Genomic DNA, 24,278 nt, shown 5'->3' with positions numbered 1-24,278 from the left:
TAGGCTAACCTAACCTAACTGCCTGTCAAGTCCCGCACGGCGTTTCGCACCGCACTGGAGTTCACACTGTCCGTCACCGAGTCGCCTCCCGCCGCGACACCACTGCGGGACCAACCACCGCCGCGGGCAGGTCATGCCGCGTCACGCGCCGCCGGCCTCGCCGTCGCCGCACTGGCTCTGGTCGTCGTGGTGGTGCTCAGCATCGCCGTCGGCGCCAAACCGATCCCGCTGACCCAGGTGTGGGCGGCCCTCACCGATCCGGGTGCCGTCGACTACGCCGTCGTGCACGACATGCGCCTGCCCCGAACCCTGCTCGGGCTGCTCGCCGGCCTGGCGCTCGGCACGGCCGGTGCGGCGATGCAGGCGCTGACCCGCAACCCGCTGGCCGACCCCGGTCTGCTCGGCATCAACGCCGGCGCCGCCGCCGCGATCGCCACCGCCTCGTTGCTGTTCGGTGTGGGCGGCGGCACCGGTCAGGTCTGGTTCGCGCTCGGCGGCGCCGCCGCGGTCACCGTGGGCGTGTACGCTGTCGGTGGCGGCCGGACCGCCACCCCGGCCCGGCTGGCGTTGGCCGGCGCGGCACTCAACGCGGCCCTGTACTCGTACGTCAGCGCGGTGATGCTGCTCGACTCCGCCGGGCTGCAACGGTTGCGGTTCTGGACCGTCGGCTCGCTGGCCAGCGCCGACGACGCCACCGTACGGCGGGTCCTGCCGTTCATCGCGGTCGGTCTGGTGGCCGCCCTGGCCGCCGCCCGACCGCTCAACGCGCTGGCCCTCGGCGACGACACCGCCCGCGCCCTGGGCGCCCGACCGGCGTGGATCCGGGCCGCGGTGATCGCCGCCATCACGCTGCTCTGCGGCGCCGCCACCGCCGCCTGCGGGCCGATCGTCTTCGTCGGGCTGCTGGTGCCGCACCTGGTGCGTACGCTCACCGGGCCTGACCTGCGGTGGCTGCTGCCGTACTGTGCGCTGCTGGCGCCGGTGCTGCTGCTCGGCGCCGACGTGCTCGGTCGGGTCCTCGGCCGTCCCGGCGAGTTGCAGGTGGGGCTGGTCACCGCCGTGCTCGGCGGTCCGCTCTTCCTCTGGCTGGTGACCCGGACGAGGACGGCCCGCCCATGATCGTGATTCGGGTTCCGGGCCGCCTGTCGGTGCGGCTGCACCCCCGCGCCCTCGCCGTCGGGACGACCGGCCTGCTGCTCACGCTCGCCGTCGGTGTGCTGGCCGTCGGCCACGGCGACTATCCGATGTCCCCGGCCGACGTGCTGCGCACCCTGACCGGTGGCGGCAGCCCCGCCGAGGATTTCATCGTCACCCAGTTGCGCCTGCCCCGGCTGGTCACGGCGTTGGCCGTGGGCGCCGCGCTCGGGCTGGCCGGTGCGGTGTTCCAGGCCCTGGTCCGTAACCCGCTGGGCAGCCCGGACGTGCTCGGCTTCACCCAGGGTGCGGCGACCGGCGCGCTGATCGTGGTGGTCGTCGGCGGCAGCAGCGCCGCGCTGGCCGGGGCCGCCGCGATCGGCGGTGTGCTCACCGGCCTGCTGATCTACCTGGTCGCCTGGCGGCGTGGCCTACACGGCTACCGGCTGGTGCTTGTCGGCATCGGTGTGTCGGCCATCCTCACCGGCGTCAACGGCTACCTGCTGACCCGCGCCCCGCTGATGGAGGCGGCCCGGGCGATGCTCTGGCTCACCGGCAGCCTCGACGGTCGCGGCTGGTCCGACGCCGCGCCGCTGCTGGCCGCCCTCGCGGTCACCGTACCGGTGCTGCTGGCCTGCGGCCCGGCGCTGCGGATGACCGAGTTGGGCGACGACGCGGCCACCGGGCTCGGCGTACCCGTGCCCCGGCTGCGGATGCTGCTGCTGGCCACGGCGGTCATCCTGGTCTCCCTGTCGGCGGCCGCCGCCGGCCCGGTGTCGTTCGTCGCGCTCACCGCCCCGCACCTGGCCCGTAGGCTGACCCGGGCACCCGGCACCAACCTGCTGCCCGCCGCGATCATCGGCGCGCTGATCATCGTGGTCGGCGACCAGGTGGCGCTGCGGGCCTTCCCCAGCCAACTGCCGGTCGGCGTGGTGACCGGGGTGCTCGGCGGCGGCTACCTGGTCTGGCTGCTGGCCACGCAGCGCCGGGCGGGCCGGCTGTGATCCGCGACAACGAGAACGGAGCGACAAGCATGCCGACCTCCCGGCTGGGTGGCAGCGGACTGCGGCTGGCCTACGAACGGCGGGTGGTCGCCGACGACCTGACCGTCGCCGTGCCGGACCGGTCCTTCACGGTCATCATCGGCCCGAACGCCTGCGGCAAGTCCACCCTGCTGCGGGCGTTGTCCCGGCTGCTGAAACCGGCCGTCGGGGCGGTGCTGCTCGACGGTGAGGACATCCAGCGACGGCCGGCCCGGGCGGTGGCCCGTACCCTCGGGCTGCTGCCGCAGTCGCCGATCGCGCCGGACGGCATCGGGGTGGCCGACCTGGTGGCCCGGGGCCGCTACCCGCACCAGGGGCTGCTGCGCCAGTGGTCCCGCGACGACGAACGGATCGTGGCGGAGGCGATGGCCGCGACAGGTGTCGCCGACCTGGCCGACCGGCTGGTCGACGAGCTTTCCGGCGGCCAGCGGCAACGGGTCTGGTTGGCCATGGCGCTGGCCCAGCAGACCCCGCTGCTGCTGCTCGACGAGCCGACCACCTACCTGGACATCGCCCACCAGATCGAGGTCCTCGACCTGTGCGCCCGGCTGCACGAGGAACAGGGCCGTACCCTTGTCGCGGTGTTGCACGACCTCAACCACGCCGCCCGCTACGCCACCCACCTGATCGCGATGCGCGACGGACGGGTGGTGGCCGCCGGTGAGCCCGGCCAGATCGTCACCGCCGAGCTGGTCGAGGAGGTATTCGGGCTGCCCTGCCGGGTCATCGACGACCCGGAGACCGGCACCCCGCTTGTCATCCCGGCCGCCCGCATCCGCACCGGAGGCCGGGCATGAGCAAGCGGTACCGCGACGGGTACGGGATTCCGCATCTGCGCGCCGACGACCATGAGGCGCTGGCGTTCGCCCAGGGCCGGGTCACCGCGCGGGACCGGGCCTGGCAGATCGAGGTGGAACGGCACCGCTCCCAGGGCAGCAGCGCCGCCTTTCTCGGGCCGGAGGCGCTGAGCTGGGACAGCTTCGCCCGCCGGGTACGGCTGGACGACACCGCCCGCCGCTGCCACGCCGCCCTCGACCCGGCGACCGCCGCGTGGGTGGGTCGCTACGTCGACGGGGTCAACGCCGGGCTGGCCGCCGGTGCGGCACGCGCACCCGAGTTCGCCGCCACCGGGCTGAACCCCGGACGCTGGGAGCCGTGGACGCCGCTGGCGATCTGGCTCGGCCACCATGTGCTCTTCGCCGGCTTCCCGGGCAAGCTCTGGCGCGAACACGTGATCCGCCGGCTCGGTCCGGGCGCGGCCCGACTGTTCGCCGTCGACGGGCACGGCACCTCCGGCAGCAACGGCTGGCTGCTGGCTGGCGAGCGCACCGCCACCGGCACGGCGCTGATCGCCGGTGACCCGCACCGCTTCATCGAGGCCCCCGGCATCTACCAGCAGATCCGGCTGGCCTGCCCGGAGTACGACGTGCTCGGCTTCGCCGTGCCCGGCGTACCGGGCATCGCGCATTTCGGGCACGCCGGCACGGTCGCCTGGGCCATCACCAACGCTTCCGCCGACTACCAGGACGTGTACGCCGAACGGCTGCGCCGCGACGGTGACGGCGTGCAGGCGTACGGGCAGCAGGGGTGGCAGCCGGTGCACCGGCACGTCGAGACCATCGAGGTGGCCGGTGCTGATCCGGTCGAGGTCGAGGTGATCGAGACCGAGCGGGGGCCGGTGATCTCCGGCGGCCCCGACGAGCAGCCCGAGGTGACGGTCAGCCTGCGGTATCCGCCCCGGGTCACCGGCGACCTCGGCTTCGCCGTACTGCCCGCGCTGCTGCGCGCCCGTACCGTCGGCGATCTGGACGCCGCCCTCGACGGCTGGGTGGAGCCGGTCAACGTGGTGCTGGCCGCGGACACCGCCGGTGGGCTGCTGCACCGGGTCGCCGGCCGGGTCCCCCGCCGACACCCGGACAACGGGCTGCGGGTGGTGCCCGCCTGGGAGCCCGCGTACGCCTGGCAGGGCTGGCATCCGATGCCGAAACGCCCGGTCGACCAGGTTGCGGTGATGGCCAACGAACGCAGCATCTCCGCCGGCCTCGGCGTGGAGTACGCCCCGCCGTACCGGGCCGACCGGATCCGTGAGCTGCTCGGCGAGCGCACCGACTGGCGGGCCGAGCAGATGGCCTCCGTGCACACCGACACCTACCTGGCGGCGGCCGGACCGCTGCTGGACCTGCTCGCCGACGTCGACGGTCTCAGCGCACCGGCGCAGGCGCTGCGGGATCGGTTGCTGCGCTGGGACCGCCGGATGGCCGCCGACAGCGTCGACGCGGCCCGCTTCGCCGACCTGCGGGCGGCGGTGGTCCACGCGCTCGCCGCCCACCCGGCGCTGGCCGAGCTGACCACACCACCGGCCCACCCGGAGGTGTTCACGCCCTGGCTGACCCTGCTGCCCCGGATCGGGTACGCGCTGCCCTCGCTGCTGCGCGCCGACCTGCCCGGCCTCGACCCGGCGGAACTGGTGCGGACGGCGGCCGAACAGGTCGCGGCGGCCGACGACACCCGCCGCTGGGGTGAGCGGCACCGGCTCGCGGCGTGGCGGGCGCTGCCCGACCCGGCCGCCGCACCGGGACCGGAACTGGCCGGGGACCACGACTGCGTGCTGGCCACCTCCAGCATTCCCGGCGTCACCGACCTGTGCGGACGTGGCCCGTCCGCCCGCTACGTGTGGGACCTGGGCCGGCGGGAGAACAGCCGGTGGGTGGTGCCGCTGGGCGCCACCGGCGCCGGGCCGCACCACGACGACCAACTGCCCCTGTGGGTACGCGGCGACCTGATCGAGGTGACAGGCGACTGGGACCGGCTGACCGAGGAGCACGATGACTGACCACTACCAGCGGCAGGTCCCCGGCTTCGGGACGGTCACCTTCCGGCCGGTCGATCCCGACGCCGACGCCGAGGTCATCCATGGCTGGACCAGCCAGGAACGGGCCCGGTTCTGGGGGATGCGCGACGCCGACCGCGACCGGGTCGCCGAGATCTACCGGTACGTCGACTCGCTGCCCACCCACCACGCCTGGCTGACCCTGCGCGACGGGCAGCCGGTGGCGCTGTTCCAGACCTACCAGCCCGAACACGACCCGGTCGGCGAGTGCTACCCGGTACGCCCCGGCGACCACGGCGGTCACCTGCTGATCGGCACCCCGGTACGGCCCGAGCCGGGCTTCACCGGCACCCTGCTGGCCGAGTTCATCGCATTCGTCTTCACCGACCCCACCCGACTGCGGCTGGTGATGGAGCCGGACGCCCGCAACGACAAGGCCATCGCCCGACTGAAGCGGGCAGGCTTCGCCGAAGGGCCGCTGATCGACCTGCCGCACAAGCGGGCCCGACTGATGTTCCTCGACCGCGCCTCGGACCCCGCCGACGGCCCACCCGCCGCCGTTTCAGCCCACGGGCGGTGAGCCGGCCCGCCGATTGTGTCGGACTCGGGTGATTGGATCGGCGAAACTCGGATGGGGGCACGGTGGGACGCAACGCGATCATCTTCCACGGGACCGGCGGCAGCCCGGACAACTGCTGGTATCGCTGGCTGGCCGGGCGGCTCGCCACGCGGGGATATGCCGTCGAGGTGCCGCACCACCCGGGCATCAACGTCGAGCCGATCTCCACGTTCCTGCCGAAGGTGCTGGGCAGCCACACCTTTGACGAGGACACCGTCCTGGTGGGGCATTCCGGCGGGGCGGCCCTGCTGCTCGCGCTCCTGGAACACCTGGACGTGACAGTCGCCCAGGCGATCCTGGTCGCCGGCTACTGCACCCCACCCAACGCCGAGGAGGAGCCGGTCCTGCAACCGAGCTACGGCTGGGCTGCGATCCGGGAGCACGTGCGGGACATCTACTTCGTCAACTCCCGCACCGATCCGTACGGCTGCGACGACCGGCAGGGACGGGCCATGTTCGAGCGGCTCGGCGGCACCCAGATCGTGCGCGACGACGGGCACTTCGGTGACTACGACCAGCCGTTCGAGCGGTTCGACCTGCTCGACCGGCTCATCCCCTGACGCTTCGCGCCAGGTCGGTCCGCGTCGCCGTCATCGCCCGGGGATGGCGATGCGGGCCAGCGCTCCGTTTTCCAGTGCCGTCCACAGGGCCCCGTCGGGTCCGAGGGTGATGCCGTGCGGCTCCGAGCGAGGGGTCGGCAGGTCGTGGATGTCGATGATCCCGTCCGTGGTGATGGACCCGACCCGGTTGCCCGCCCACTCGGTGAACCACAGGCGGCCATCGCCGTCGCTGGTGATGGCGTGCGGTCGGGCGGCGCGGTCCGGTAGCGGGAACTCGGTGATCGTGCCGTCGGGGGTGATCCGCCCGATCTGGCCGGCGGCGATCTCGACGAACCAGATCGCGCCGTCGGGGCCGGTGGTGATGCCCACCGGGGCGGCGGCTTCCGTCGGCAGCGGACAGGTGGTGATGGTGCCGTCCATGTCGATCCGGCCGATCGCGTTGGCCTGGTTCATCGTGAACCACATGCCGCCGTCGGTGCCTGCGGTGATGGCCGAGGGGTAGGCACCGGTGACCGGGAGCGGGAACTCGGTGCTCTCTCCACCGGGGGTGATCCGGCCGATGCGGTCGGCGTTCATCTCGGTGAACCACAGGGCACCGTCGGGCCCGGCGGCGATGCCGTACGGGCCGCCGTCGCGGCTGGGCACCGGAAATCGGGTGATCACCCCGCCGGTGGTGATCCGGCCGATGTGGTGGGCCCGAGACTCGGTGAACCACAGCGCACCGTCGGGGCCGGTGGTGATGATCGTGGGCTGCCCGGCCGGGTCGAGTTGGTAGGTGGTGGGTTCCTCGCCCGGGACCATGCGTCCGATCTGGCCGGCGTGGACGAGGGTGAACCACAGGGCACCGTCGGGGCCGGTGGTGATGCCGTACGGGCCGGCACCGGGGTCGACCACCCCGTACTCCTCAATCACGGTCATGGCGTCTGCTCCAGTCCGTTTGCGACGGCGATGGCTTCGATCTCGGTCCCGTTCACTAAAACTACACATGTAGCGATAGCATCGTGGCATGGCGTCGCCACGACCGACAAGCGAACTTCCCGACGACTCCGCGACCGACCGGGCGCGCCGCCCCGGTGGGCGCAGTGCCGCGGTACGCCGTCGGGTGCTGGACGCCGCCCTCGCCCAGCTGGTGCAGCACGGCTACGACTCGCTGAGCATCGACGTGGTGGCTGAGCGCTCCGGCGTACACCGCACGACTGTGTATCGGCGCTGGCGGGATGTCGGTGGCCTGCTGGCCGACGTCCTGCACGAGGCCAGCGTCGACGCCTGGCGTCCACCCGACACCGGTTCACTCGAAGGCGACCTGGTCGAGGTGAACCAGGAGGTCCATGGCGCACTGACCGGTGATCCGGTGACCGTCGCGCTGATCGCCGCGTCGTTCCGATCCGGACAGGCCGCCACGGCCCTACGTGCCTTCTGGACCGACCGGTACGACCGCTGCACCGACATCGTGCGGCGCGCCGTCGACCGCGGTGAGATACCGGCAGGCATCGATGCGCGCCGGCTGCTCATCGCCGCCACCGCCCCGCTGTACCACGAACTGGTACTCCTGCGGTCCGCGCCCGACCCCCGCCTTCCCGAACAGGTGGCCCGCAGCGCAGCCACCGCCGCCCGCGCCGGCGCCTACGGTTGAGCTGCCGAGCGGCTGCGCGATGCTCAGGGCTGCCGGGCGTCGAGCCGCGCGATCCGGCGGGCCCCGGCCGTGAGTCGATAGCTGGCGTCGAGCAGTTCGCCGACCTCGTCCCAGCTGGTGTCGTCGGTCAGGTCCACCCCCACCCAGCCGGAGGGGCCCAGGTAGGCCGGCACGAAGCACCGCTCCTCCGTCAGCAGCGCCGCGCGCTCCTCGGGGTCGACAAGCACCATCACCGACTGGTCGTGCTGGCGATAGACGCCGTCGACCTTCACCGAACCGCCGTAGTAGGCGAAGACCTTCGTGGTGAAGAAGGCGGGACGTCCATGGGAGACCTTCTCGGCCGCGTCGGGGAAGGCCAGGGCGAGCGTCCGCACCCGGCCCAGGATCGGGTCCGCCTCGTCGAACATGATGGGATGCGGCATATCAGAAGGTAACCACATCCCGGCTGCCCTGCTTCGCCCTGCTCCATCGGCCCGCGAGTGCGTGTCCTGCCGAATCCGACCGTGGGACGGCCGACCGCAGCATCAGAGCAGCGCAGATCAGGTCGCCGTCCGGGCCGATGATCACGGTGCCGTCGACAAGTCTGGCCCCGACGAACCCGGACAGTACGCCCGGACCCAGTGCCGGGCCGACCCTTGTCTCCCCGTACTCACCCATGTCGTAGGAGGGGTACGGGCCCTCCTTCGCCAGCATCAACCGGTCACCCATGCCGTGCAGGCCGACGGGCAGGGCGGATTCGAAGTGCAGCCACGCGTGCAGCAGGCTCGCAGCGTCGGGCTCGCATCGTCCGGCGTACCAGTACCGGGCTTCCGTCACCGCCTCGAGCCGTCGGCCCGCCATGTCGTCGAGCCAGGATGCGACCATCCGAGGGTCGCCGAACCCCACGTACGGTGTCGGGTGTTCGATGCCCAGGGCCTGCCACACGGCGCGGGCGGTGGCCTCGTGGACGTCTCCCGTAGTCGTGTCGACCTCGGTGGTGAGCACGTCGGTCACCGTGACCTTCGCCGCCGCCGGGAGGCCGCGCAGCGCCCACCGAGCGCCCAGGTCGGCTTCCCGTCGGTGTGCTGTGGTGACGGCAGCGGTCACCTCCACCTCAGGCCCACTCGATGGCGCAACCTCGACGGTGACCGCAGCGAATCGCGAGGTGCGGCTCGTCTGCCGCAGCAGCCGGTAGGTGGTCGTCATCCTGATGACTCCAGCCGCACCGGGTCGCAGGGAACGAGAAGCATCATGCCCTGATGCTGCCCGACCCCGTGCCACGGCCACCAACGGTTATCCCGCTGCGCCTCGTCGGCAGATGCACGCCCCTTCTACGGTGAGCACATGTGGTGGTATCTCCTGCTCGCCGGCATCGGGCTCGCCATGGGCATCGCAGTCCTGATCTACAGGCGTGGCCGTCGCCAGCCGCAGACCGTCGAGGAGAAGGCGGCAGCCGCACGATCCGCCATGCGTGCCATCCGCCGTGATTCGCCGCGCCCTCGTCGCGGCGTCGTCGGGCCGGGCGGAGGGGTGCCCGACCGGCACTCCGCCGCCATCGCGGAGAACGCCGTCTACGGCGACGCGGCACACTTCGGCTCAGGCGGTGGCGGAGGGGGAACGGACTGACAAGCGACGGGAGCTGCTGGTCATGAATGAAGGCGCACCCGGCGCACCGGCCGGACGAACGTGGCGGTGGTGGCCTGCGCTGCGGCTCGCTCTGGTTCTCCTCTGGCTGCTCGCGGCGGGGATGACCTGGTGGACGGCTCCCCGGCAGCAGGGCTACGACCAGGCGAGGGCGGACGCCGCTGCGGGCCGCATCACGGCATACCAGTGGGGCGACCGATGGGACGTCAGCACCCCTCCACGATGGTTCGACACTCCCGCCTTGCACAGCTCCGACACCCTCGGTCCCCTGTTCGCGTGGAGAACCCCCGACGGCCGGAGGCACTGGACCGACACCGACCGGTTCGACCAGGTGACCATCACCGACACCGTCGACAATGGCAGCTACTCCGGGCCTGGTGCCATCGGTGTCGCGCAGGACCTGCGAGCCTCCGGCCTCGAACACCGGGCCGGCGCACTCCACCTACCGACACCCGTCGTCATCTGGGCGGGTCTCGTCCTCGCTGTCATCTCTGTCGGCGTCGTCGTCGCCGGACCGGCTCCGGTACGGGGCACTCGGTGGTTCTGGTTCTGGCTGATCTCCATCACACCGTACGGCCTCGGGTTGCTGTACTGGTGGGCCCGGGAGCACCCGTGGTCGGCTTCGGCGACTCCGGCCGGGCACGTTGACCGGCGAGACAGCGGCATCCTTGGTCTCGGACTGGGCATCCTCGCGTCGATCGTGATCAGCCTTGTCCTGCTGGCCCTCCACACAGCCCTCGGCGACCGGTGGGTGCCACAGCCTGGCACCTAGCCCCGCGCGTCGGCGTCCCATTCGGTGGCGAGTAGCCCGAGAACGACCTGGTCAGCGAATTCCCCATGCACCCATGCCGCGCGGCGCAGGGTGCCTTCGCGCACGAACCCGGCCTGGGTGGCTGCTCGGATCATCGCGGCGTTGTCGGCCAGCGTCTCGACCTGCAACCGATGCAGGCCGCAGACCGTCAGCACGAGGGGATCCGGACGCTAGGCCAGTTCGCAGCGTTCCGACAGGGCGTAGCGGGTCAGCACCACGTCGCCGATCTGGCGGGCCTCGACCACCTGGGCGCGTCGGGCGGAATGCCACGGGAACCGGCCGTCGCCGACGAAGCGGGGTGCCCGACGGTCGCCCACGAAGAAGGGGGCCACCACCAGGTGCAGTTCGTCGGCGAGCCCCGCGGTGAGGAACTGGCCGTGGACCAGGGCACCACCTTCCACAAGCAGTCGGCGTACTCCTCGGTCGGCCAGGTCGGTCAGGGCCCGGGACAGGTCGATCGGGTCACCGGCGTCGACCACTGTGGCCCGCTCCCCCACCCGGTGCCGGGTCTTCTCCAAGGCGGCGCTGGCACAGTAGACGATCCGCTCGGTGTCACCGACGGTGAAGAACCGGGCCGCCGGGTCCAGGTCCCCGCAGCCGGTCACTGTCACCCGGATCGGGGACTCCGGCAGGCCACGGGCGATCCGGTCGGCGCGGCGGCGGTCGCAGCGCACCAGCAGGCGGGGGTCGTCGCGGCGGACGGTCCCGGCACCCACCAGGATGGCGTCGCAGCTGGCACGTACCTCGTCGACCCGGTCCAGGTCGGCGTCGTTGGACAGCATCAGCCGTTCGTCGGTGGCGTCGTCGATGTAGCCGTCGATCGAGGTGGCGCAGCTGAGCAGCACGTACGGCCGGCGGGCCGTGGCCGGGCCGGTCACCGGACTGCGGGGAGGTCGGCGGCACGGGCGGCGCGGCTGGCCTTCGCCGCGAGGTAGTCGGCGTTGGCCGGGGAGAGGAACATGCCGGTGGGCACCTGCTCGGTCACGGTGACGCCGAGCCGGCTGAGCTGGTCGGTCTTCTCCGGGTTGTTCGTCAACACCGCGATCGGCCCGACGCCCAGCGCGGTGAGCATCTGCGCGGCGACGGTGTAGTCCCGCTCGTCCTCGTCGTGGCCGAGAGCGACGTTGGCCTCGAAGGTGTCCAGCCCGGCGTCCTGCAGGGCGTACGCGTCGAGCTTGGCGTACAGGCCGATGCCGCGACCCTCCTGCCGCAGGTAGAGCAGGTACCCGCCGGCCTCGGCGATGCGCTGCACGGCCTCGCGCAGCTGGGGACCGCAGTCGCAGCGCTGGCTGCCGAACACGTCGCCGGTCAGGCATTCGCTGTGTGGACGGACCAGCGGCACCGCCCCGGCGGCGGTGTGGTCACCGAGGGCGAAGGCGAGGTGCTCGCGACCGTCGACCAGCCCGTCGAAGGTGTGCAGCCGGGCGGTGGTCTGGTATCCGTCGGAGAAGCGCAGCGGCACGGTGACCTGCGTCCGGATGGTGGCGGCAGGCAGTGATTCGGACATGGCTCTCCTCGTCAGACGGTGGCGGGTACACGGACACGACGGGCCAGCAGCACGGCGGCTCCGGGCAGGCTCGCGACGAGCACCAGGGCGCCGTACACCGTTGCGGTGGCCACCCCCTCGGCGGCGGTCAGGCCGGCGGCGGCGAACGCCCACGCGGCCACCCCCTCGCGGGGGCCGAACCCGGCGACGTTGGCCGGCACCCCCATCGCGAGCAGGGCCAGCAGGGTCAACGGCAGCAGCAGGGTCAGCGGGGCGGTGGAACCGGCAGTTCGGGCGGCCACCAGGAACGTGGCGAGGTGCCCGGCGACCGCGAGCGCGGAGGCGACCAGCACCCCGGCCCAGGTGCGCTTGCCCAGCAACCCGGCACGTACGTCGGCCACGGCGGTGACCATCGCGCGGGTGAACCGGGAGGCACCCGAGTGCGGCAGCAGGCGGGCGGCCAGCACCACGGCGACAAGCGCGGTCACCACGACCGCGGTGGCCACCGGCAGGTACGGTCGCACCGGCGACGGGAAGGCGAACAGCAGCACCACGGCGACGGCGACCAGGACGACCTGGCCGGCGACACGCTCCCAGACCACGGCCCGGATGCCCCGACCGACGTCACCGACGTCACGGCCGTGCCGTACCGCCCGGTGCACGTCGCCGAGGATCCCGCCGGGCAGGGTGGCGTTGAGGAAGACGGCCCGGTAGCAGTGGGCCACGGCTTCGCGCAGCGGCATCCCCACGCCGAGCCCGCCGGCGACCAGGCTCCACCGCCAGGCGACACAGACGGTGGTGAGCGCGCCCAAGGCCAGCGCGGCAGCCAGCGCGGGGGCGTCGATCAGGCGCAGCCCGGCCAGGAACGGCCCGGTGCCCAGCCAGCACAGCAGCCCCACCAGCACGGCGAGCCCGAGTGCCAGGCGCAGCCAGCCCCAGAAGGACCGGCCGGTCGGGGCCGCCGTGGACCCGACGTCACCAGCTTCGTCCGCCACGCAAGCCTCCCGGCATGGTGATCTTTCCCTGACTGTACGCACGTAACTCGCGGGCCGCCGGTTCAACGGGGTACGGCCAGCAGGTCGGTGTGATCGACCAGTACCCCGAGTCGGCCCGCGTTAGCCTCGTTGCGTCGACGCTTGGCGTACTCGTGGGTGAGATCGACAAGTTCCGGGCGTTGCTCGCAGGCCGCGTCGAGCCAGCCGGTGAACCACTGCGCGGTCAGGGCGGCCTGCTCCGGCCCGAGCCGCCACGGGCTGGGCCGGGTCTGCACGGTCATTCCGTGCCGGGTGAACGCCGCCGCGCAGGCGTCGACGGCGTCGGGGCCGAGCAGTCGACGGGCCCCCACGGCGCGGCGCTGGTGGGCGTTGAACGCGTCGGCGATCTCGACGTCGAGGGGGTCGGCCGGGGTCAGTTGCACGGTGCCGGTGACCGAGATCAGGAACAGCGCCGGGCTGCCGGCCTCCGCGCAGGCCGCGACCAGCCGTTCGATCTCGGCGGCGGTGAGCATGTCGAGCAGCGCCGAGGCGGTGACCAGCGCCGCGCCGGCCAGGTCGGTGGCGGTGAGCCGGGTCAGGTCACCGCGGCGGGTCTGCACCGTCACCGGCGCGCTGTCGGCGGCGACGGTGGGCATGCCGGCGCGGGCCCGAGCCAGCAGGTCCGGGTCCTGGTCGTAGAGGACCCAGTGCTGCGGGCCGGGCAGCAGCGGGGCCAGCCAGCGGCCCAGCGAGCCGGTGCCGGCCCCCAGGTCATGCACCACGTACGGCGTACTGCCGGGCAGCGTGGCGCGTACCGTGTCGACCAGGTCCGTGGCGCGGGCGGCCACGTCGGCCGGCTCCCGCAGCGCGAGCCACTGCGCGAAGTCCGGCGGCAGCTCGACGGGCGCATCCTGGACTGCCTGCTGCTCGGTCATGACGCCATCGCCTCTTCCAGGGCCGTGGTGATCCGGGTGGTGGTGCTCGTCCAGTCGTCGAGGGTGCTCCGTCGCCGGGCGGCGATGCGGCGCAGCCGCGCCCGTAGGGTCGCCTCGTCCAGCCAGCGGCGCAGCGCGTCGGCCAGCGCCGCCGGCTGCTCGGGCGGCACCAGCACGCCGGGGCGTTCCCCGCCGACGTGGCCGAGGGCGTCGGGCAGGCCACCGACCGCCGTGGCGAGCACCGGGATGCCGCGCGCCAACGCCTCGGTGACCACCATCCCGTACGTCTCCCCGCGTGACGGGTGCACCAGCAGGTCGGCGGCGGCGTACGCGGCGGCCAGCCGGCCACCGGACAGCGGACCGGCCAGCCGGATCCGGTCGCCGAGCCGGTGGGTGGTGATCTGCGTGCGGAGCCGGTCGACGAAGTCCGGTTCGCGGTGCAGCGGGCCGACGCAGGTAAGCGTCCAGTCCCGGTCGGTCACCGCCGCCAACGCCTCGACCAGCAGGTCATGGCCCTTGTGGGCGGCGACCGCGGCGACGCAGAGCAGCGCCGAACCGGCCGGCGATCCGGTGACCGGCGGCGCCGGGTCCACCCCGGGGGCGGCGACGTGCACCAGCGACGGCGGCAGCGCGTACTGGTGCAGCAGCCGGTCGCGGGTCCAGGTGCTGGTGGCGACGATGACGGTGGCGCTGGCCAGGGCCCGCGCCTCGGTGTCGTCGTCGCGGGGCAGGTGCACCAGCGGGACCAGCCGCAACCGCCGGGCCTGCGTGGCCAGGGCGTCCGGCACCACCGAGGCGACCAGCCCGTCGACCAGGACGAGCGCGCCGTCGGGCAGGGCGGTGAGCAGTTCGGCGAGCCGGGCGTGTTCCGCCGGGGACGGGGTCGGCCACGCTCCCGGTACGGGATGTTCGCGCACCGACCAGCCGGCGGCGGCGAGCCCGGCGCAGATCCGCCGGTCGTAGCCGTTGCCGCCGCTGGGCGTGGCCGGATCGTCGATGTCGCCGGGCAGGACCACGTGCACGCTCGGCACGTCAGGCGCCGGTGCCGCTCGCCCCCGGCAGTGACCGTTCGTAGCTGGCCCAGGCGACGTGTGACTCGTGCAGGGTGACGGTGATGCCGGTCAGCCCGTGCGCGCCGGCGCCCAGGTCGCCGGCGTGCACCCGGTCGGCGAGCCGGTCGGCGATGGTTCGGGCCAGCACCTCGGTGGTGGTGTTGGTGCCGGCGAAGGCGGGCTCGTCGTCCAGGTTTCGGTAGTTCAGTTCGCCGAGCACGGCCTTGAGCTGGTCGGTGGCCAGCCCGATGTCGACCACGATGCCGTCGGCGTCGAGATCCGGGCGGCGGAACGTGGCGTCGACCACGAACGTCGCGCCGTGCAGCCGCTGCGCGGGGCCGAAGACGTCGCCCCGGAAGCTGTGGGCGATCATGATGTGGTCACGTACGGTCACACTGAACACGGAGTCACTCCCCGTCGTAGGTGATGAGGTGGCACAGCGCGGGCAGGCTGCCGGCGCTGAGTCGGGCAAGGACGTCGGGCAGGTCCGCGAACGCCGACCGCCCGGTGATCAACGCGTCGAAGACCGGGTCGGCCAGCAGGTCGAGGGCGAGCGCCATCCGGTCGGCGTACCCTCGGCTGCTGCGCCGCGCGGGGGCGACCATGCCGACCTGGCTGCTGCGGATGGTCAGCCGCCCGGAGTGGAAGGCCGCGCCGAGGGAGAGCTGCACCTGGCGGTCGCCGTACCAGCTCAGTTCGAGCACGGTGCCTTCGGCGGCGAGCAGGTCCAGGCTGCGTTGCAGGCCGGCGGCGCTGGCGCTGGCGTGCACCACCAGGTCGCGGCCGCCGGTCGCCGCCTCGGGGGTGGCGAAGTCGACGCCGAGCGCGGCGGCCACCTCGGCCCGGGTCGGGTCGGTGTCGACGAGTTCCACCGCCACGCCGGGGAAGCGGGCCAGCAGCGCCGCGACAGCGCAGCCGACCATGCCCGCGCCCACCACGCTGACCCGGTCGCCGAGCAGCGGTGGCGCGTCCCACAGCGCGTTGACCGCGGTCTCCACTGTGCCGGCCAGCACCGCGCGGGACGCCGGCACCTGCTCCGGTACGACGGTCACCGCGTCGACCGGCACCACGTACGCGCTCTGGTGCGGGTACAGGCAGAACACCGTACGTCCGCGCAGGTGGGCCGGGCCCTGTTCGACCTCGCCCACGTTGAGGTAGCCGTACTTGACCGGGGCCGGGAAGTCGCCCTCCTGGAACGGGGCGCGCATCGTGGCGTACTGGCTGTCCGGCACCTTGCCGGCGAACACCAGGGTCTCGGTGCCTCGGCTGACTCCGGAAAACAGGGTGCGTACCTGCAGTTCGTCGGAGCCCGGTTCGGGTAGCGTCACCGGTCGGATCTCTCCCGCACCGGGTGCGCGCAGCCAGAAGGCGCGAGCGGGTCGCGTCACCGGTTCTTCTCCTCACCTGCGTCCGGACCGAACCGATCCGTCATGTTTTCCGTACTTCCTGACAGGGGTCGTCGATCATAAACACGGAGGCACGGTGTCCACAGTTCGAACCGGTCCGCAAATCGGGATGCTCGTCCAGGTCGTCCTGCTGGGCGGGCTCGCCACGACGGTCGGCCTCGGCGTCGCCGGCTGGCTCGCGGGCCTGACGTACGGTGCCGTGACCTGCCTGGCACTCATCCGGGCGCTGCGGCGCACCGACTCGCCCCGGCTGGGCCCGGCCGACTGGGTCACCATGGGTCGGGGGCTGCTGGTGGGGGCGGTGACCGCGCTGATCGCCGACGCGCTGATCGCCGGCCGGCCCGCGCCGACGGTGGTGCTGGTGGTGCTGACCGGGGTCGCGCTGGCGTTGGACGCGGTCGACGGCAAGGTGGCCCGGCGGACCGGGACGGTCAGCGGGCTCGGTGCCCGCTTCGACATGGAGGTCGACTCGATCCTGGTGCTGATGTTGAGCCTCTACGTGGCGCCGTCGGTCGGGGTCTGGGTGCTCGCCATCGGCCTGATGCGGTACGCCTTCCTCGCCGCGAGCTGGGTGCTGCCCTGGATGGACGCGCAGCTTCCGCCCCGGTACTGGCGGAAGGTGGTCGCCGCGGTCCAGGGAATCGTGCTCGCCGTCGCCGCCTCCCAGCTGCTGCCCGCCCCGGTGACCCTGCTGGTGCTGCTGGCAGCGCTCGGGCTGCTGGTCGAGTCGTTCGGCCGGGACGTGGCCTGGCTGTGGCGGCGTCGTCTGCCGCGTACCGTCTCCCCGATCGTCGTCGCGACGGTGCCGCTGCGCGGTCGTCCGCTCGACCGGGTCGAGGAACCCGACCTGCCCCCCGCGCCTGTCCTGTCGCTGCGCTGACCCAGGAGAACCCCTTGTCGACCTCCGATGCTGCGCGCGCCACGAACACCGCCGAGCGCCTTCCCACGACCGACTTCCCGGACGCCGAGGCGGTGACCGAAGCCTCCGACGCCCCTGCCGCGTCCGGCCGCCGACGGATGCTGGCCCGGGTGGTCACCGTACTGGCCGTCGTGCTGGTCCTGGCCGCCTTCACCCTGCCCAACCAGCCGTGGCGGATGCAGGCCGGCGCGTTCCTGCGGATTCCGCTGGAGGCGCTGCTGCTCGCCGCCGCGCTGCTCGCGCTGCCCGGCCGACCCCGCCGGCTGGTCGCCGCCGTGGCCGGAGTGCTGCTCGGCCTGGTGGTGCTGGTGAAGATCGGCGACCTCGGGTTCTACTCGTCGTTGGGGCGGCCGTTCGACCTGGTGCTGGACTGGTCCCTGCTGGACGAGGCGTTCGCCTTCGTGGCCGAGTCGATCGGCCGGCCCGGTGCCATCGCCATCGCCGTCGGCGTCGTGCTGGTGCTGCTGGCCGTTCCGGTGCTGACCGCGCTGTCCACGGTGCGGCTGTCCCGGTTGCTGGCGCGGCACCGTACCGCCGGCACCCGGGTCGTCGCGTCGCTGGTCCTGGTCTGGGCGCTGCTTGCCGCGTTCCAGGCCCGGATCGTGACCGGTGTGCTGGTCGCCGACAGCAACGCCAGCACCATCGTCTACGAGCACGTCTCGGAGGTCCGCGAACGGATCAACGACCGGGCGGCGTTCCGTACCGAGGTGAGTGCGGACCCGTTCCGCGACGTGCCCGCAGACCAGCTGCTGACCGGGCTGCGCGGCAAGGACGTGCTCATCGCCTTCGTGGAGAGTTACGGCCGCGACGCGGTCTCCGACCCGGAGTTCGCCTCCGTGCAGCGGCTGCTCGACGACGGCGCCGGGCGGTTGCAGGCGGCCGGTTTCTCCTCGCGCAGCGGCTTCCTCACCTCGCCGACCATCGGCGGCGGCAGTTGGCTGGCACACGCCACCCTGCTGTCCGGGCTGTGGATCGACAACAACCAGCGGCACAAGAGCCTGCTGGCCAGCGACCGGTTCACCCTCGGCGACGCCTTCCGCAGCGCAGGCTGGCGTACGGTCGGGGTGATGCCGGCGGTCAACCAGGCCTGGCCGGAGGGGAAGTTCTACGGCTACGAGCAGTTCTACAGTGGCCCTGACCTCGGCTACCGGGGTCCCCGGTTCGCCTTCTCCCCGATGCCCGACCAGTACGCGATAAACGAGTTCCACTCCCGGGAGCGGGTCGGGCCGCGGGATCGGCCGGTGATGGCCGAGTTGGCGCTGGTCTCCAGCCACTCCCCCTGGACCAAGGTGCCCTCGCTCGTCGACTGGGACGACATCGACGACGGCGAGGTGTTCCGCAAGGGCATCATCGGTACGCCGACGGCACAGGCCCGCACCGGTTACCGGCACGCGGTCAGCTACAGCCTGCGTACCCTCATCTCCTACCTGGAGACCCACGGTGACGACGACACGGTGCTGGTGGTCCTCGGTGACCACCAGCCCGCGCCGGTGGTCACCGGGGACAATGCCAGCCCGGACGTGCCGATCCACCTGATCGCGAAGGATCCCGCCGTGCTGGAGCGGATCGCCGACTGGGGCTGGCAGGACGGCCTCACCCCGGACGCCGCCGCCCCGGTCTGGTCGATGGATTCCTTCCGCGACCGTTTCCTCACCACCTTCGGCTCCGCCCCGGCCCGGCCGCAGGCGCAGTCCCGCTGAGGCCGAGCCAGGTCAGAGCGTGGGGCCGGGTCAGAGCGTGGGGCCGGGGCGTGGGCCGGTCAGGGTGTGGGGCCGGTGGTGGTGACTACCGCCGGCTCCACTGCTGGTTGGCCTGGCCGTTGCAGGTCCAGAGGACGAGCCGGGTGCCGTTGGCGGTGCCCCCGCCGTTGGCGTCCAGGCAGAGGCCGGACTGCACGCCGGTGATGGTGCCGTTGGCGTTGACGTTCCACTGCTGGTTCGTCGCACCGTGGCAGTCGTAGATGGTGACCCGGGTGCCCGGCGAGGTGCCGTAACCCTCGGCGTCGAGGCACTTGTTGCCGTACACGGTGAGCGCCCGGCCGGAGGTGTAGCTCCACTGCTGGTTGGTGCCGCCGTGGCAGTCCCACAACTGCAACTGGGTGCTGTTGGCGGTGCTGTAGCCCGGCACGTCGACGCACCGGCCGGACTGGTTGCCGACGATCGCGCCGTTGGTGGGACCCGGGGTGGGGGTGGGAGTGGGAGTGCCGCCGTTACCGGGGGTGCCGATGCTGCCCGGCACCGACTGCAGGGCGTTGTACCAGACCGCGGCCATCTTGTCGTAGCCGTTGGCGGTCGGGTGGACGCCGTCGATCAGGTCGCCGGTGGTCAACGCGGCGTGCATGTTGACCAGGTGCACCCGCTTGCCCGCGTTCACCTTGCTCTGCACGATGCCGGGAATCGCGGCGTTGAAGGTGCGTACCGCCGCCGCCTGATTGGTGTTCGACAGCGTGATGATCTGCGCGACGAACACCTCCGCGTTGGGGACGGTGTTGGTGATGCGGTCGATCAGGGTGGAGAGCCGGTTCGGTGCGCTGCTGACGTTGTAGTTCTGCAGGATGTCGTTGGTGCCGATGTGCAGCAGCACGGTCTGCGGTCGCTGCGTGTTCAGCCAGTTGACGATGTTGGCGTCGATCTGGTCGATCCGCCAGCCAGGATGCCCCTGATGGTCCCGGTCACCGAGGCTGGTCGGCCCGTTGAACTGCGACCCGACGAAGTCCACCGTGTACCTGCCGTTGACCAGGCGCTGCCACAGGCCGATCCGGTAGCCGCCCGGGATCTGAGTGCCCTCGGTGATCGAGTCACCGAGCGGCATCACCCGTACCCCACCGTTGGACTCCGCACTGGCGGTCCCCGCCGCTGTCACCACCGCACTGACCGCGAGCCCGACCGCGGCCACCGCCGCAAGCCATCGCACCCTCATCCCCATCACCACTCCTGCCACTAGTCCTCAGCGCACCCAACAGTGTGAGCGCTAACACTCACAACAGTCGATATTCCCACCCCCACCGACCCCCGTCAACATCCACTCCCCTCCCCCACCCCGCCCACAACCCCGCCCCGCCGCGCCCCACCCCGCCGCGCCCCACCCCGTCGATCTTGCACTTTGTGTCCCCGCATACGCCGCAAAAGCCTCATCACGACGACCGAAAGTGCAAGATCGACGGGGCAAGGCGACGGGCGGGGCGGGTGGGGTGGCGAGGGGCAAGGCGACGGGCGGGGCGGGTGGCGGTTAGGGGTTAGGGGGTGGGTTTTTGGGCTACGAGGATGTCGCGGACGATGGCCTGGTCGACGCGGTGGGACAGGGTGCGCCAGGGGCCGTGGTCCAGGACTGTGAGACCGGCGGCGGTCAGGTGTTCGGCGGCAGCCTCCCGGCTGGCCACGTTGGTGTTCCAGGAGATGCCGAGAGCGCCGCCGGGGCGCAGCAGCCGCGCCCAGCCCGGCACGGCCGCGGCAAGCAGGGCGAGGGGGTCACGGGCCAGACCGTCGGCGGTACGGCTGCCGTGCTGCACGCCGTACGGCGCGTCGGCGACCACCAGGTCGACGCTCTCCGGGCGGAAGAACTCCCCGATCCGGGTGGTGTCGGCGTTGACCACGTCCACGGTCTGCACGTCGCCGGCCTTGTGCGCCTCCTTCGAGGCCGCCACCTCCAGCCGCAGTCGCCGGCCGACCACCTTGCGTTCCCGGCGTACCGGCCCGGACTCCAGCACCCGGTGCTTGACCCGCTTGCGCTTGAGCCAGGTACTGAGGAACGTCTGGTACGCCTCGAAGTCCTTGCTGTCGCGGTCCAGGCCGGCGGCGTCGAAGCCGTACATCATGGCCTGGTTGACCGTGGTCCCCCGGCCGCACAGCGGATCGATCACCCGGAACCGCCGGGTCAGCAGCTCGTCGGCCCAGGTCGAGGCGAGCAGCGTGACGTTGAGCAGCAGCTTGGTGAACTGTTCGTTGGTCTTGCCCGGGTACTTCTGGATGGTGACCAGGTCGTCGTCGTAGCGGTCCAGCCGGGTCAGCGGCACCGGACGCAGCAGATCGTCGACGAACTCGAAGATCGCGTACGCGCTGGACAGGTTGCTCAGCAACGCCACGTCCCGCTCGCCCAGCCCGCCCTCGACACCGAACGTGACGTACGGGACGCCACCCACGGTGGTCGTCTCCACCGCCCCGAGTCGCCCGCCGAGCACCGCCCCGCCGAAGATCTCCAGCTCCGCCCGCGTCAACTCGACAGCCGCCCCCGAGTACACCCGGTTACTCGACGGCAGAATCAGCACCCCATACCGTTTCACGACCAGCCACTATTCCACGGCGGCACCCGCCGGCCCCCGCCGCCCTGCGCAAGCGGCCTGGTGCCCGCGAGCCCTGTCCGGGCTCGCGGGCACCAGGTGATCGAGCGGTGTCAGGGTCAGGCGGGCAGACCGCCGACCTGGGTGTTGATCCAGGAGCGGATCGAGGGGAGGTCACCGTAGATGGACGGGGCGGTGGCGCAGGTGGAGCTGTTGTTGCCGGCGCGGCTGGTCGCACCGATCACGTTCCACACGCCGTTGATCTTCCGCACCTGCGGGCCGCCCGAGTCGCCGTAGCAGGCGCCGGCGTTGCCGTTGGTGTTGTTGGTGCAGATCTCGTACGGGCCGTTGATGCCCAGGCACCGGCTGTCGGCCACGATCGAGGTGTCCAGCTCGTTCGCGATGGTCGGCGCGGAGCCGCAGCCGCGGGGCGCGCAGGTCTGGCCCCAGCCGATGATCCGGGTGGCGGTGCCGACCGCGCCCGAGGTGGTCGGGATCGGGGCCGGCGCGTAGCTGACCGAGCTGGAGAGCTGGAACAGCTTGACGTCGATGCTCGGGTGGTTGACCGCCCGGCTCACGCCGACGACGGTGCCGCCGCTGGTGCGGTTGATGCTGCCCACCCGCACCGAGGAGGGGGTCGAGCAGTGCTTGGCGGTGACCACCCAGTTGGCCTTGATCAGGGTGCCGGTGCAGCCGGAGGTGTAGACCAGCCAGGGGTAGTTCTCGGTGGCCGGGCGCCCGTTGACCACGAGCGTGCCGATCCCTCCGGCCTCGTCCCCGGTCCAGGTGTACGTCTCGGCGACCTCGGCGGTGCTGCGGCTGCCGGCGAAGAGCTGGTTGACCCGGCTGGCCTCGGCGGCGCTGGGGTTGGCGTTGGTGCAGGAGACCGGCGCGCTGCTGCCGGACATCAGGTCGGAGCAGAGCCCGGTACGCCGGTCGGGCAGCCCGAGGATGTGACCGAACTCGTGGGTGGCGATCCGGGTGCGGTGGTAGCCCTGGTTGACTGCCTGCCAGCCCATCCAGATCCGGCCGGAGCCGAAGCCGGTGACCTGCGCCCGGGGCCAGCCGGTGTCGACCAGGATGGTGACGTTGGCGGGGGTGCCGGGCACCAGCCGGACGTTGCTGACCTTGCTGTTCCAGATCTGGGCGGCCTGGTCGAAGTTGGTCCGGAACTCCCCGGCCCGGCTCGCGTCGTAGTAGACGGTTCGGGCGGCGGAGGCGCTGGTGGCGGTGGCCACCTGCAGCCCGGTCGCGGTCAGCACCGCTGCCAGCGCGACGGTGGCCGCGCGCAGCAGTCTGTGTCGGATCATCTCGTACTCCCCTGCGGATACCCGCGGCACATCGACGCACCGCGATCGATGTCCGTGGATATTAGTAGACATCAGTCAATAGATGTCATCACGGAAGTGTCATACCGCCTGCACCGGCTGTTGCCCGGCTGTTACGTCCCGGTGAAGGCGCGGTGGCGAAGCGTGTCGACGGTGGACTCCACGAGCATCACCGGCCCGCGCGGGCGGGCCGGCAGCGGAGAGGAGATCCACGATGCGAATCAGCAGAACTCTCGCCGCCTTGACGGTGGCGTGCGCCGTCCTCCTGACCACCGCCGGGACAACGGCCACCGCCGGCACGACGACCACCTCAGGCACGACGGGCACTGCCGGCACGACGGGCACCGCCGGTACAAGAGCCGCCGCGACCGGCGAGCCGTACTGCGGAATCACCTGGGGCAGCGGGGACAAGGTGGCCGGCACGCTGAGCGACGCCCCGTTGACCGAGGTACGCACCGGACGGCACGACTGCTACGACCGGGTGGTGTTCGAGTTCGACGGGACGGTCACCGGCTACTCGATCGGCTACGGCGAGACGTACACCGAGGGTGAAGGGCTGGCCCTGTCGCCGTACACCGCGGGTGGCGCGCTGCTGCGGGTGTCGCTGCGGGCGCCCGCGTACGACGACGAGCACCTCGCCACCGTGCCGTACCGGGTCGGTGACCATGTGGCCAACGTGCTGCGCTACCAGACGCTGCGCGACGTGGTCTTCGGCGGCAGCTTCGAGGGCTACAGCACCTTCGCCGTCGGCGTACGGGCCCGGCTGCCGTTCCGGGTCCTCGTCTTGGCCGGGCCGGGCACCCACAGCCGGATCGTCCTCGACGTGGCACACCAGTGGCAGCAGTGACCGGGCAGGGGCAGTAGTGATCGGCAACTGGGGCGGGTGTCCGGCGTTCGGGCACCCGCCCCCGACCGTCACGGCGAGCGACGACCGGGGTGAGCAGGACTACCCTGGGTACGTCATGGACGGCCGCGTGCTGGTGGTCGAGGACGACGCCTCCATCAGGGAGGTCACCGCCCTCGGGCTGCGCCGCGCCGGGTTCCGGGTGGACACCGCCGCCGACGGTCGACAGGGTCTGGCCGCCTGGCGGGCCGGGTCGGTCGATCTGATCGTGTTGGACGTGCTGCTGCCGGGCCTGGACGGTCTGCAGGTGTGCCGGGAGATCCGGCGCAGCAGCGCGGTGCCGATCCTCATGCTCACCGCCCGCACCGACACCATCGACGTGGTGGTCGGGCTGGAGTGCGGCGCCGACGACTACCTGCGTAAACCCTTCGACCTGCCCGAACTGGTGGCCCGGGTACGGTCGCTGCTACGCCGCTCCGTCGCAGCACCCGAGCCGGGCCCGCTGCGGATCGGTCGCCTGGAGATCGACCCGGGCGCCTTCGTGGCCCGCCGCGACGGTCACGAGCTGCCGCTGACCGCCACCGAGTTCCGGCTGCTGCTGGAGCTGGCCCGCCGCCCGGGTCAGGTCTTCACCCGCGAGCTGCTGCTGGAACGGGTCTGGGAGCAGGGCTACCTCGGCGACAGCCGGCTGGTCGACGTGGCCGTGCAGCGGCTGCGGGCCAAGATCGAGGACGATCCGGCCAGTCCACGCCTGATCCGCACCGTACGCGGTGCCGGCTACAAGCTGACCGCGAGCTGAGCGGGC

The 24,278-nt window shown here is 72.2% G+C and carries 25 protein-coding genes and 2 pseudogenes; 13 read left to right on the top strand and 14 right to left on the bottom strand.

Annotated features, from left to right (window positions below; all coding sequences use genetic code 11):
• The first annotated feature begins 22 nt into the window (after positions 1 to 22).
• From Vgi01_RS10720 to Vgi01_RS10695, 6 genes and pseudogenes are all read left to right on the top strand, one after another.
• Positions 23 to 1,119: pseudogene (locus Vgi01_RS10720) on the top strand (FecCD family ABC transporter permease).
• Positions 1,116 to 2,138, top strand: coding sequence for a FecCD family ABC transporter permease (locus Vgi01_RS10715; protein ID WP_204290912.1), 1,023 nt, complete (start codon positions 1,116 to 1,118; stop codon positions 2,136 to 2,138). The pseudogene Vgi01_RS10720 and the gene Vgi01_RS10715 overlap by 4 nt, the downstream one beginning before the upstream one ends.
• Positions 2,139 to 2,167: 29 nt before the next feature.
• Positions 2,168 to 2,974: an ABC transporter ATP-binding protein gene (locus Vgi01_RS10710; RefSeq protein ID WP_013733801.1), complete on the top strand. Its 807-nt coding sequence runs from the start codon at positions 2,168 to 2,170 to the stop codon at positions 2,972 to 2,974.
• Positions 2,971 to 5,010, top strand: a complete 2,040-nt coding sequence (locus tag Vgi01_RS10705) for a penicillin acylase family protein (RefSeq protein ID WP_204290911.1) — start codon at positions 2,971 to 2,973, stop codon at positions 5,008 to 5,010. Before Vgi01_RS10710 ends, Vgi01_RS10705 begins: the two co-directional genes overlap by 4 nt.
• Complete coding sequence (locus tag Vgi01_RS10700; protein ID WP_204290910.1) at positions 5,003 to 5,587, top strand: GNAT family N-acetyltransferase; 585 nt, start codon at positions 5,003 to 5,005, stop codon at positions 5,585 to 5,587. The genes Vgi01_RS10705 and Vgi01_RS10700 overlap by 8 nt, the downstream gene beginning before the upstream one ends.
• A 62-nt stretch (positions 5,588 to 5,649) precedes the next feature.
• Positions 5,650 to 6,186: an RBBP9/YdeN family alpha/beta hydrolase gene (locus tag Vgi01_RS10695; protein WP_204290909.1), complete on the top strand. Its 537-nt coding sequence runs from the start codon at positions 5,650 to 5,652 to the stop codon at positions 6,184 to 6,186.
• Positions 6,187 to 6,216: 30 nt separating this feature from the next.
• Here the strand turns inward: Vgi01_RS10695 and Vgi01_RS10690 are convergent, their stop codons facing one another.
• Complete coding sequence (locus Vgi01_RS10690; protein ID WP_204290908.1) at positions 6,217 to 7,104, bottom strand: Vgb family protein; 888 nt, start codon at positions 7,102 to 7,104, stop codon at positions 6,217 to 6,219.
• Positions 7,105 to 7,288: 184 nt separating this feature from the next.
• Between Vgi01_RS10690 and Vgi01_RS10685 the strand changes: the two genes are divergently transcribed.
• Positions 7,289 to 7,819, top strand: a complete 531-nt coding sequence (locus Vgi01_RS10685) for a TetR/AcrR family transcriptional regulator (RefSeq protein ID WP_204290977.1) — start codon at positions 7,289 to 7,291, stop codon at positions 7,817 to 7,819.
• A 23-nt stretch (positions 7,820 to 7,842) separates the two neighbouring features.
• Here Vgi01_RS10685 and Vgi01_RS10680 read toward each other — a convergent pair whose 3' ends face one another.
• Both Vgi01_RS10680 and Vgi01_RS10675 read right to left on the bottom strand, forming a co-directional pair.
• A complete protein-coding gene (locus Vgi01_RS10680) occupies positions 7,843 to 8,241 on the bottom strand; it encodes an MmcQ/YjbR family DNA-binding protein (protein ID WP_204290907.1) in 399 nt (132 codons plus the stop codon).
• 1 nt (position 8,242) lies between these two features.
• Positions 8,243 to 9,004 (bottom strand): hypothetical protein, encoded by a 762-nt coding sequence (locus Vgi01_RS10675; RefSeq protein WP_204290906.1) that lies wholly within the window; start codon positions 9,002 to 9,004, stop codon positions 8,243 to 8,245.
• Positions 9,005 to 9,142: 138 nt separating this feature from the next.
• Between Vgi01_RS10675 and Vgi01_RS10670 the strand changes: the two genes are divergently transcribed.
• On the top strand, positions 9,143 to 9,424 hold the full coding sequence (locus tag Vgi01_RS10670; protein WP_102656141.1) for a hypothetical protein: 282 nt from the start codon (positions 9,143 to 9,145) through the stop codon (positions 9,422 to 9,424).
• 22 nt (positions 9,425 to 9,446) lie between these two features.
• Complete coding sequence (locus Vgi01_RS10665) at positions 9,447 to 10,214, top strand: hypothetical protein (RefSeq protein ID WP_204290905.1); 768 nt, start codon at positions 9,447 to 9,449, stop codon at positions 10,212 to 10,214.
• Here the strand turns inward: Vgi01_RS10665 and Vgi01_RS10660 are convergent.
• The 8 genes from Vgi01_RS10660 to Vgi01_RS10625 all read right to left on the bottom strand — a co-directional run bounded on the left by Vgi01_RS10660 (position 10,211) and on the right by Vgi01_RS10625 (position 16,088).
• Positions 10,211 to 10,408: a GNAT family N-acetyltransferase gene (locus Vgi01_RS10660; RefSeq protein WP_204290904.1), complete on the bottom strand. Its 198-nt coding sequence runs from the start codon at positions 10,406 to 10,408 to the stop codon at positions 10,211 to 10,213. The two genes, Vgi01_RS10665 and Vgi01_RS10660, sit on opposite strands and share 4 nt — an antisense overlap.
• A 15-nt stretch (positions 10,409 to 10,423) precedes the next feature.
• A complete protein-coding gene (locus Vgi01_RS10655; RefSeq protein WP_102656142.1) occupies positions 10,424 to 11,131 on the bottom strand; it encodes a RibD family protein in 708 nt (235 codons plus the stop codon).
• A complete protein-coding gene (locus Vgi01_RS10650) occupies positions 11,128 to 11,760 on the bottom strand; it encodes a GTP cyclohydrolase II (protein WP_102656143.1) in 633 nt (210 codons plus the stop codon). Before Vgi01_RS10650 ends, Vgi01_RS10655 begins: the two co-directional genes overlap by 4 nt.
• 11 nt (positions 11,761 to 11,771) lie before the next feature.
• Complete coding sequence (locus Vgi01_RS10645) at positions 11,772 to 12,668, bottom strand: lysylphosphatidylglycerol synthase domain-containing protein (RefSeq protein WP_232510889.1); 897 nt, start codon at positions 12,666 to 12,668, stop codon at positions 11,772 to 11,774.
• Positions 12,669 to 12,796: 128 nt separating this feature from the next.
• A complete protein-coding gene (locus Vgi01_RS10640; RefSeq protein WP_102656144.1) occupies positions 12,797 to 13,648 on the bottom strand; it encodes a class I SAM-dependent methyltransferase in 852 nt (283 codons plus the stop codon).
• Positions 13,645 to 14,679 carry a glycosyltransferase family 4 protein gene (locus tag Vgi01_RS10635; RefSeq protein ID WP_204290903.1) on the bottom strand — a complete coding sequence of 345 codons (1,035 nt, stop codon included), beginning with the start codon at positions 14,677 to 14,679 and terminating at the stop codon, positions 13,645 to 13,647. Before Vgi01_RS10635 ends, Vgi01_RS10640 begins: the two co-directional genes overlap by 4 nt.
• Position 14,680: 1 nt before the next feature.
• Positions 14,681 to 15,103 (bottom strand): 6-pyruvoyl trahydropterin synthase family protein, encoded by a 423-nt coding sequence (locus Vgi01_RS10630; RefSeq protein WP_013733787.1) that lies wholly within the window; start codon positions 15,101 to 15,103, stop codon positions 14,681 to 14,683.
• Positions 15,104 to 15,107: 4 nt separating this feature from the next.
• Positions 15,108 to 16,088, bottom strand: coding sequence for a zinc-dependent alcohol dehydrogenase (locus Vgi01_RS10625; RefSeq protein ID WP_102656146.1), 981 nt, complete (start codon positions 16,086 to 16,088; stop codon positions 15,108 to 15,110).
• Between the two features lie 127 nt (positions 16,089 to 16,215).
• Between Vgi01_RS10625 and Vgi01_RS31610 the strand changes: the two are divergent.
• Together Vgi01_RS31610 and Vgi01_RS31400 are read left to right on the top strand one after the other, a co-directional pair.
• A pseudogene (locus tag Vgi01_RS31610) lies at positions 16,216 to 16,890 on the top strand (CDP-alcohol phosphatidyltransferase family protein); the annotation flags it as partial.
• Between the two features lie 110 nt (positions 16,891 to 17,000).
• Positions 17,001 to 18,725: a sulfatase-like hydrolase/transferase gene (locus tag Vgi01_RS31400; RefSeq protein WP_204290902.1), complete on the top strand. Its 1,725-nt coding sequence runs from the start codon at positions 17,001 to 17,003 to the stop codon at positions 18,723 to 18,725.
• 85 nt (positions 18,726 to 18,810) lie between these two features.
• Here the strand turns inward: Vgi01_RS31400 and Vgi01_RS10610 are convergent, their stop codons facing one another.
• The 3 genes from Vgi01_RS10610 to Vgi01_RS10600 form a co-directional block, all read right to left on the bottom strand.
• Positions 18,811 to 19,950, bottom strand: a complete 1,140-nt coding sequence (locus Vgi01_RS10610; RefSeq protein WP_204290901.1) for a ricin-type beta-trefoil lectin domain protein — start codon at positions 19,948 to 19,950, stop codon at positions 18,811 to 18,813.
• Between the two features lie 310 nt (positions 19,951 to 20,260).
• Positions 20,261 to 21,304: a TRM11 family SAM-dependent methyltransferase gene (locus tag Vgi01_RS10605; RefSeq protein WP_204290900.1), complete on the bottom strand. Its 1,044-nt coding sequence runs from the start codon at positions 21,302 to 21,304 to the stop codon at positions 20,261 to 20,263.
• Positions 21,305 to 21,420: 116 nt separating this feature from the next.
• Complete coding sequence (locus Vgi01_RS10600) at positions 21,421 to 22,611, bottom strand: snapalysin family zinc-dependent metalloprotease (protein WP_204290899.1); 1,191 nt, start codon at positions 22,609 to 22,611, stop codon at positions 21,421 to 21,423.
• 232 nt (positions 22,612 to 22,843) lie between these two features.
• Between Vgi01_RS10600 and Vgi01_RS10595 the strand changes: the two genes are divergently transcribed.
• The gene (locus Vgi01_RS10595) at positions 22,844 to 23,476 is read left to right on the top strand and encodes an AMIN-like domain-containing (lipo)protein (protein WP_204290898.1); all 633 of its coding nucleotides are present in this window, start codon (positions 22,844 to 22,846) and stop codon (positions 23,474 to 23,476) included.
• Between the two features lie 115 nt (positions 23,477 to 23,591).
• Positions 23,592 to 24,272, top strand: a complete 681-nt coding sequence (locus Vgi01_RS10590; protein WP_102660935.1) for a response regulator — start codon at positions 23,592 to 23,594, stop codon at positions 24,270 to 24,272.
• Positions 24,273 to 24,278: the final 6 nt, after the last annotated feature.

It is taken from the genome of Micromonospora gifhornensis, assembly GCF_016863515.1.
Lineage (GTDB): Bacteria > Actinomycetota > Actinomycetes > Mycobacteriales > Micromonosporaceae > Micromonospora > Micromonospora gifhornensis.
The sequence above is the reverse complement of the archived record's forward strand: the minus strand, read 5'-3'. Positions and strand labels throughout refer to the sequence as shown.

Bases quoted from the DNA above. Each gene is read 5' to 3' on its own strand.
- Vgi01_RS10680 (WP_204290907.1), bottom strand. From the start codon at position 8,241: ATGCCGCATCCCATCATGTTCGACGAGGCGGACCCGATCCTGGGCCGG.
- Vgi01_RS10675 (WP_204290906.1), bottom strand. From the start codon at position 9,004: ATGACGACCACCTACCGGCTGCTGCGGCAGACGAGCCGCACCTCGCGA.
- Vgi01_RS10710 (WP_013733801.1), top strand. From the start codon at position 2,168: ATGCCGACCTCCCGGCTGGGTGGCAGCGGACTGCGGCTGGCCTACGAA.
- Vgi01_RS10705 (WP_204290911.1), top strand. From the start codon at position 2,971: ATGAGCAAGCGGTACCGCGACGGGTACGGGATTCCGCATCTGCGCGCC.
- Vgi01_RS10600 (WP_204290899.1), bottom strand. From the start codon at position 22,611: ATGATCCGACACAGACTGCTGCGCGCGGCCACCGTCGCGCTGGCAGCG.
- Vgi01_RS10670 (WP_102656141.1), top strand. From the start codon at position 9,143: ATGTGGTGGTATCTCCTGCTCGCCGGCATCGGGCTCGCCATGGGCATC.
- Vgi01_RS10700 (WP_204290910.1), top strand. From the start codon at position 5,003: ATGACTGACCACTACCAGCGGCAGGTCCCCGGCTTCGGGACGGTCACC.
- Vgi01_RS10665 (WP_204290905.1), top strand. From the start codon at position 9,447: ATGAATGAAGGCGCACCCGGCGCACCGGCCGGACGAACGTGGCGGTGG.
- Vgi01_RS10715 (WP_204290912.1), top strand. From the start codon at position 1,116: ATGATCGTGATTCGGGTTCCGGGCCGCCTGTCGGTGCGGCTGCACCCC.
- Vgi01_RS10590 (WP_102660935.1), top strand. From the start codon at position 23,592: ATGGACGGCCGCGTGCTGGTGGTCGAGGACGACGCCTCCATCAGGGAG.
- Vgi01_RS10650 (WP_102656143.1), bottom strand. From the start codon at position 11,760: ATGTCCGAATCACTGCCTGCCGCCACCATCCGGACGCAGGTCACCGTG.
- Vgi01_RS10595 (WP_204290898.1), top strand. From the start codon at position 22,844: ATGCGAATCAGCAGAACTCTCGCCGCCTTGACGGTGGCGTGCGCCGTC.
- Vgi01_RS10690 (WP_204290908.1), bottom strand. From the start codon at position 7,104: ATGACCGTGATTGAGGAGTACGGGGTGGTCGACCCCGGTGCCGGCCCG.
- Vgi01_RS10610 (WP_204290901.1), bottom strand. From the start codon at position 19,950: ATGGGGATGAGGGTGCGATGGCTTGCGGCGGTGGCCGCGGTCGGGCTC.
- Vgi01_RS10640 (WP_102656144.1), bottom strand. From the start codon at position 13,648: ATGACCGAGCAGCAGGCAGTCCAGGATGCGCCCGTCGAGCTGCCGCCG.